At 37.3% G+C, this 5502-nt stretch carries 6 protein-coding genes; 2 read left to right on the top strand and 4 right to left on the bottom strand.

Annotated elements, in window-relative coordinates; genetic code table 11:
• Positions 1–186: 186 nt before the first annotated feature.
• Together ACEN3Z_RS11515 and ACEN3Z_RS11510 are read right to left on the bottom strand one after the other, a co-directional pair.
• Complete coding sequence (locus ACEN3Z_RS11515; RefSeq protein ID WP_407090946.1) at positions 187–1251, bottom strand: acyltransferase family protein; 1065 nt, start codon at positions 1249–1251, stop codon at positions 187–189.
• Between the two features lie 73 nt (positions 1252–1324).
• Positions 1325–1912 (bottom strand): YdcF family protein, encoded by a 588-nt coding sequence (locus ACEN3Z_RS11510; RefSeq protein WP_407090945.1) that lies wholly within the window; start codon positions 1910–1912, stop codon positions 1325–1327.
• Positions 1913–2048: 136 nt separating this feature from the next.
• On the opposite strand from ACEN3Z_RS11510, the gene ACEN3Z_RS11505 reads away from it, so the two are divergent.
• Positions 2049–2660, top strand: a complete 612-nt coding sequence (locus ACEN3Z_RS11505) for a DUF2179 domain-containing protein (protein WP_138404881.1) — start codon at positions 2049–2051, stop codon at positions 2658–2660.
• Between the two features lie 22 nt (positions 2661–2682).
• On the top strand, positions 2683–3540 hold the full coding sequence (locus ACEN3Z_RS11500) for a fructosamine kinase family protein (protein WP_407090944.1): 858 nt from the start codon (positions 2683–2685) through the stop codon (positions 3538–3540).
• 44 nt (positions 3541–3584) lie between these two features.
• Here ACEN3Z_RS11500 and ACEN3Z_RS11495 read toward each other — a convergent pair whose 3' ends face one another.
• On the bottom strand, positions 3585–3758 hold the full coding sequence (locus tag ACEN3Z_RS11495; RefSeq protein ID WP_338487665.1) for a tautomerase family protein: 174 nt from the start codon (positions 3756–3758) through the stop codon (positions 3585–3587).
• 220 nt (positions 3759–3978) lie between these two features.
• A complete protein-coding gene (locus ACEN3Z_RS11490) occupies positions 3979–5217 on the bottom strand; it encodes a mechanosensitive ion channel (protein WP_407090943.1) in 1239 nt (412 codons plus the stop codon).
• Positions 5218–5502 lie beyond the last annotated feature (285 nt).

The following is a 5502-nucleotide window of genomic DNA, read 5'->3' as shown; positions in this document are numbered from 1 at the left end:
ATTCCACCTCACGGTGGACACCCTTGCCTTTAGCTAACAGTTCCTACTGCCAAGTCTGTAGTGGACTTTCACCACCAAGTTATCGCCCATGCCGGGCGCACATAAAAAAAGAGCCAAGGTGACTGCGTCACCTGGCTCCTCGGTCCACCAACATCAAAAATTCATGAACCGAAAAACACACCGAATTTATGACTTCGATGTGCTCTGAGCTAAATCTATTTTATTATTTGGTTTGTTATTGCCTTTAAATTTGAAACGCAGTTTCTTTAGCCAATTTTGCATCGGTTCCAAATAAAAGCGGTTGAGTGGCATATATAACAGAAGTGAAAAGACAACTGCGAATAATGTAATCAATACAACGCGAATGGGAAGTGAGTGAATCTGAAGCTCGGGAAAGACGAACAGTAATAGTCCGTATACATTAATACCTAGGGCATGTAATAGGTATATCTGATCTGAATAATCTCCTAGCTTCGCGATGACTGTCTCTTCTCCCTTATATCGGTTTAAGAATGCGATCACTAAGTAAATCGTTGGAATAAATAATAGTTCGAGATATTGTCCTTGGTAGAAAAAGCCAAAAGTAACAACATAGACAAACATCCAACCAATTAAGACACGCAAGTTATACTTCCAGTAATCCCCTTGCACCCCTACATAATAGCCGATACTTGTATACATCAAGGCTTTTGGGAAGCCCCCGTAACGTAATATATCAGTTAACAGTCCGTTTTCGAGACAGTAAAGCGATACAAGATATAAGGCAAATACACTTACGATTAAGATTCTTGGTGAGTTGATTATCTTATTTAAGCCATACAGGCACGAGATACCTAGAAAGCTCGCCCATAAGTACCATAGATGGTAAGATCCAATCGTTCCTTGCGCAAATTGTCGCCACGTTTTAGAACGGAAGATGATCATCACAGCATCTATGACAGGCTCTTCATACAGCCAAGCTTCGAGGCCTGCCATGAGCAAAGACACCACGTAATAAAATAATGAAATAGAAATAAATAAACGCAAAACACTGCCTGCGTACTTTAACATATATTCATTTGTTCGGCTTGACAATATATAACCTGTAATTGCGAAGAACAAAGGTACAGCGTAATTAAATATAGCGCGAGGCCATTGTAGTTCAATCAAAGGTTTATTATATGCTGAATCGATAAATGCAAATACATGAATGAGTACTACTCCAATAGCAGCAACAAACTTCACCTTATCAATATTGTAATTTTTTGACATGTAATCCCCCTATTCAATTTTTTAGAAAATACATAATACCGCTTCTAGATTCTAAAGTCTAAAGAAATGACTATTAATCTAAATCCAAGAAGTGATATAAGCCAAATAGGTAACCATAATATTTGTAAATTTCACGACGCCCTGCACTGCGAAGACCAGGTGTATCAAGATAAGTAATGACTTCACCCTCGTTCGTATAGACGTAAGCTGAAATATAAGTTAGATCAAAGTCATAATGACGGTTTACTCGCTCATAAATCATGCGTGTCCGTCTCGTATGGTAATCAGATGTGACGACCAAAGCAGAGTTCCAACCATTTTCTTCCATTAAATTTAATGTATTTACTGCATTTGTGTAAGTACTTGTTGCTTCATTTTCAGCGATAATCTGATCTTCTCTCACACCTGCATTTTGATAGTGAGGTAAAAGATTTAAGTTCTCTCCATAAAGAGGTGAGACAATAATTCGGTCGGATAGTGAATAACCATCGAGTAATAGTCGGCCAGCTTGATCTTCGCGCCCATCTCCACCTTCAGGGACAATAATCACATCGCTGGCTACAGGGGTGTCTCCAACATCTAAATTGAAGTAGAGCCATACAGCATGCCAAGACCAAAACAATACAATCAGAACTGCTAATTGCTTTAACCTTTTCTTCATAGTTTTACCTCTTTTCAAATGATAACTTATTTTATCATAACCTATAAATATAGCTACAAACAGCGAGTTAATTTACATAAAATTTAATTTACTGTAACATTTACTTTAGAGATTATTAAAAGGAGGCCTTTGATTTATGAACTGGCTTGTATTAGGACAAATTTTTGCCATCAACTTAGTTTATATTATGCTAAACACGATTCGAACATTACTGACGATGCGAGGTTACCGGAACCTTGCTCCGATCTTAGCTATTATCGAAATAACGATTTACACACTCGGCTTGTCAATGGTGATGTCATACATTGAGGAAAACATCATGTACCTCATCTTTTACGCTTTAGGTTTTGGCGTTGGGATATACTTAGGTATGTTAGTAGAGAACCGGATTGCTTTAGGTTATTCAGTAATGCAAGTATTCACAGAAGACGACAACCATGTGTTGGCAGATTCTTTAAGGGAACGTGGCTATGGGGTGACAATTCAACCTGGTTACGGACGGAATGGAAACCGGTTAGTCTTAACGATTCTCACGCCACGTTCTACTGAGAAAGCTTTGCGTAACACAATTAATGAACTAAACCCGAACGCATTTTTCATCTCATATGATGCAAAATACATTCACGGAGGCTTCTGGACGAAACATATTAGCCCACCACAAATCATTGAAGAAAACTTTGAACAAGACCAAAAAGAAGGCTTTGAAACGCCAGATGAGGTTATCACTAAAAATGAATATATTGAATAATCAAGAAGGAGGCGCTTATTCAATGAGTCATAACTGGAAAGATGTATTACCTATCGATTCAATTCAAGAAATCATCCCTGTATCAGGAGGCGATGTAAACCAAGCCTTTCGAGTGGAAACAAATTCTAAACCTTACTTCTTACTCGTCCAAGCGGGGCGCAGTGCAGACTTTTATACAGGTGAGATTGCAGGCTTAGAAGAAATGGCTAAAGCTGGAATCACTGTACCGCAAGTGATTGATTCAGGTGAAAACCAAGGTGATGCTTATTTATTACTTAGCTACCTCGAGGAAGGTCAAAATGGGAGTCAACGTGAATTAGGAAGAATGGTTGCCCAATTGCATCAGTATCACTCTGATGACGGCTTATACGGCTTTGACGCTCCTTATGCAGGAGCTGACATTCAATTCGATAATTCATGGACTGATTCTTGGCTTGAGCTTTTCGTCGAAAGACGGATGGACAAACTTCACAGGCTACTTGTGGATAACAATAAATGGAATCAACGTCAAAGCGATACTTATCAACAAGTAAGACAAATTATGGTGAATGAGTTAACTCGACACAAAAGTGACCCGTCATTATTGCATGGTGACTTATGGGCAGGTAACTATATGTTCTTGTCTGACGGTAGTCCTGCTTTATTTGACCCCGCTTCTATGTACGGTGACCGCGAATTTGATTTGGGTGCGACTAAAGTATTTGGTGGCTTTAATTCTGACTTCTACGCTACTTATGATGAAGCTTACCCACTTTCTGAAGGTTCAGAATTACGCATCGAGTTCTACCGCCTTTACTTATTAATGGTTCATCTACACAAATTTGGTGCAACCTATGAATCATCTGTTGATCAATCGATGAGCATCATATTGAATGCATAAAAATACCCCTTGAGACCTGAAGTTCTCAAGGGGCATTTGTGTCTTTAGTAGTCTTTTCCACTGTAAAAGTCTTCTTTAGCCATATCTTCAAAGATGACGCTAATCGCTTCCTTATTCGCATAGCCTTGCTCAATCATCGATTCAATGATTGCTTTTGCTAAAGTTTCTTTCTGTTCTGGTGTGCGTCCTTCTTTAGATTGAATTCGTACAAAAGGCATTCTAATCCCTCCATTGTTGTTTTAGTTTATTATACTCTTTTAGGACAGTTTTGTGCAAAAGATAGTGTTGGTAAGTTTAAATTTAGGAATTTGTTTAGATTCTTCCAGTTAAACACTTCAGCTGGAAGAATTTTTTTATATTTCTCCAGTTGAACATCCTACTACACTATTTTGCACAAAAAAGAAGCCGACTAAAGTTTAGCCGACTTCTATCAATAGTTTAAATTGTATGGTTGTTATTATCTTCAGCTTTGTCAATCTCTTCGTCAATGGCTTTATCCGCTTTGTTTAATTGGCGAGCCGCAAAGTCGCGTCCACCTAAACCAAAGGCTAACGCTACTGCTAGACCAGCTGCACCAAGGATAATAATGAATCCAGCATTAACAATTGTTTGAGCGATATGTAATTGTTCTAAGATCATGAATGCTCCTAAAATGATAATCGCGTAACGGATGACTTCACCAAATAACTTGTTACCAGTTGCTTTTGAAATAAAGTTAGCTAAGATGTTTCCACCGATTAATGCAACTGCTAAGATGATAATCGCGCTTAATACTAATGGGATGTAAGCAATGATTGCTGCACCAATGGTATTAAGAACTTCTAAGTTTAATACAGAAATTGCTTCAACTAAGAAGAATAACATCAACACACCTTTAACAACTGCTGCTGTAATGTTTGAAATTTTAACGTCAGAAACTTCTGAACGGAAGTTTAAGTAACGTGAGTATTTATCAACACCTGTTGTTGCTAGTAAGTTTTCAATTAAGTCACCTAATAATTTCGCTACAACACCACCAATAATTAGTAATACAGCAGCTGTAATGATATTAGGAATAGCACTTAAGATTTGATTTAGTACTGCTACAATCGGTTCTGAAATTGATTGAATACCTAATGTTTCAAGTGCTACAGTTAAAATTGGGATAAAGATTAACACATAAACAACTGTCGCAAGTACTTCTGCAATCTGACCTTCATTGACATCAGCACCTGTTGTACTACCCGTTAGTTTTGCATACCATTTATCAATGTTTAAACTTAATAATAGGTTGCGAACAAGCTTTTTAACGAACTTACAGAAGTAAGCACCAGCGACTAGAATAACAATCGCTGTTAAAATGTTCGGAATATAGCTAAAGAATTTATTAAACATGTTCACGATTGGGTCCATAACGCCACCCACATTTAAACCGTTTAAAATTCCAGGTAAGAAGAATAACAATGTCGCAAAGTAAACGATTGATCCAACCGTTTCAGTATACTGCTGACCTTCCTCTTCTGTCTTAGCCATGCCCCATGATTGTGTACGGCGACTAAAACCAACCTTCTCTAGTCCTTTAATTGTTAGACGTTTAAGTCCCCAAGCAAGAATTAGAGCTAAAACTAATAGTAATAGTGTTCCGATAATTCCTGGTAACATTGCGCCAAGTGTCGCAAAGAATGATGAAAAATCCATATAATTTCCTCCTAAAATTTTTCTAATTTATATTACTAGTATATCATCTGACATCATATTGTAAAATGATATACCTCGTATAATGATAAGTATTCATTTTACTTCAAACAAAAAAAGTTACTTTGTTATATAAATATAACAAAGTAACTTTCCTTATTCGAGAGTGTAAAATATCTTGTGTAAATAGAAAAAAGGAAGCCCCTTCTGTAGAATAGAGTTACCACACTACATTCACAGAAAAGAGGACTTCCCTATGAACAATCTTACTACAGATATCTTACAGAC

This window comes from Ruoffia sp. FAM 26254 (genome assembly GCF_045528545.1).
Lineage (GTDB): Bacteria > Bacillota > Bacilli > Lactobacillales > Aerococcaceae > Ruoffia > Ruoffia halotolerans.
The sequence above is the reverse complement of the archived record's forward strand: the minus strand, read 5'-3'. Positions and strand labels throughout refer to the sequence as shown.

Bases quoted from the DNA above. Each gene is read 5' to 3' on its own strand.
- ACEN3Z_RS11515 (WP_407090946.1), bottom strand. From the start codon at position 1,251: ATGTCAAAAAATTACAATATTGATAAGGTGAAGTTTGTTGCTGCTATT.
- ACEN3Z_RS11510 (WP_407090945.1), bottom strand. From the start codon at position 1,912: ATGAAGAAAAGGTTAAAGCAATTAGCAGTTCTGATTGTATTGTTTTGG.
- ACEN3Z_RS11505 (WP_138404881.1), top strand. From the start codon at position 2,049: ATGAACTGGCTTGTATTAGGACAAATTTTTGCCATCAACTTAGTTTAT.
- ACEN3Z_RS11500 (WP_407090944.1), top strand. From the start codon at position 2,683: ATGAGTCATAACTGGAAAGATGTATTACCTATCGATTCAATTCAAGAA.
- ACEN3Z_RS11495 (WP_338487665.1), bottom strand. From the start codon at position 3,758: ATGCCTTTTGTACGAATTCAATCTAAAGAAGGACGCACACCAGAACAG.
- ACEN3Z_RS11490 (WP_407090943.1), bottom strand. From the start codon at position 5,217: ATGGATTTTTCATCATTCTTTGCGACACTTGGCGCAATGTTACCAGGA.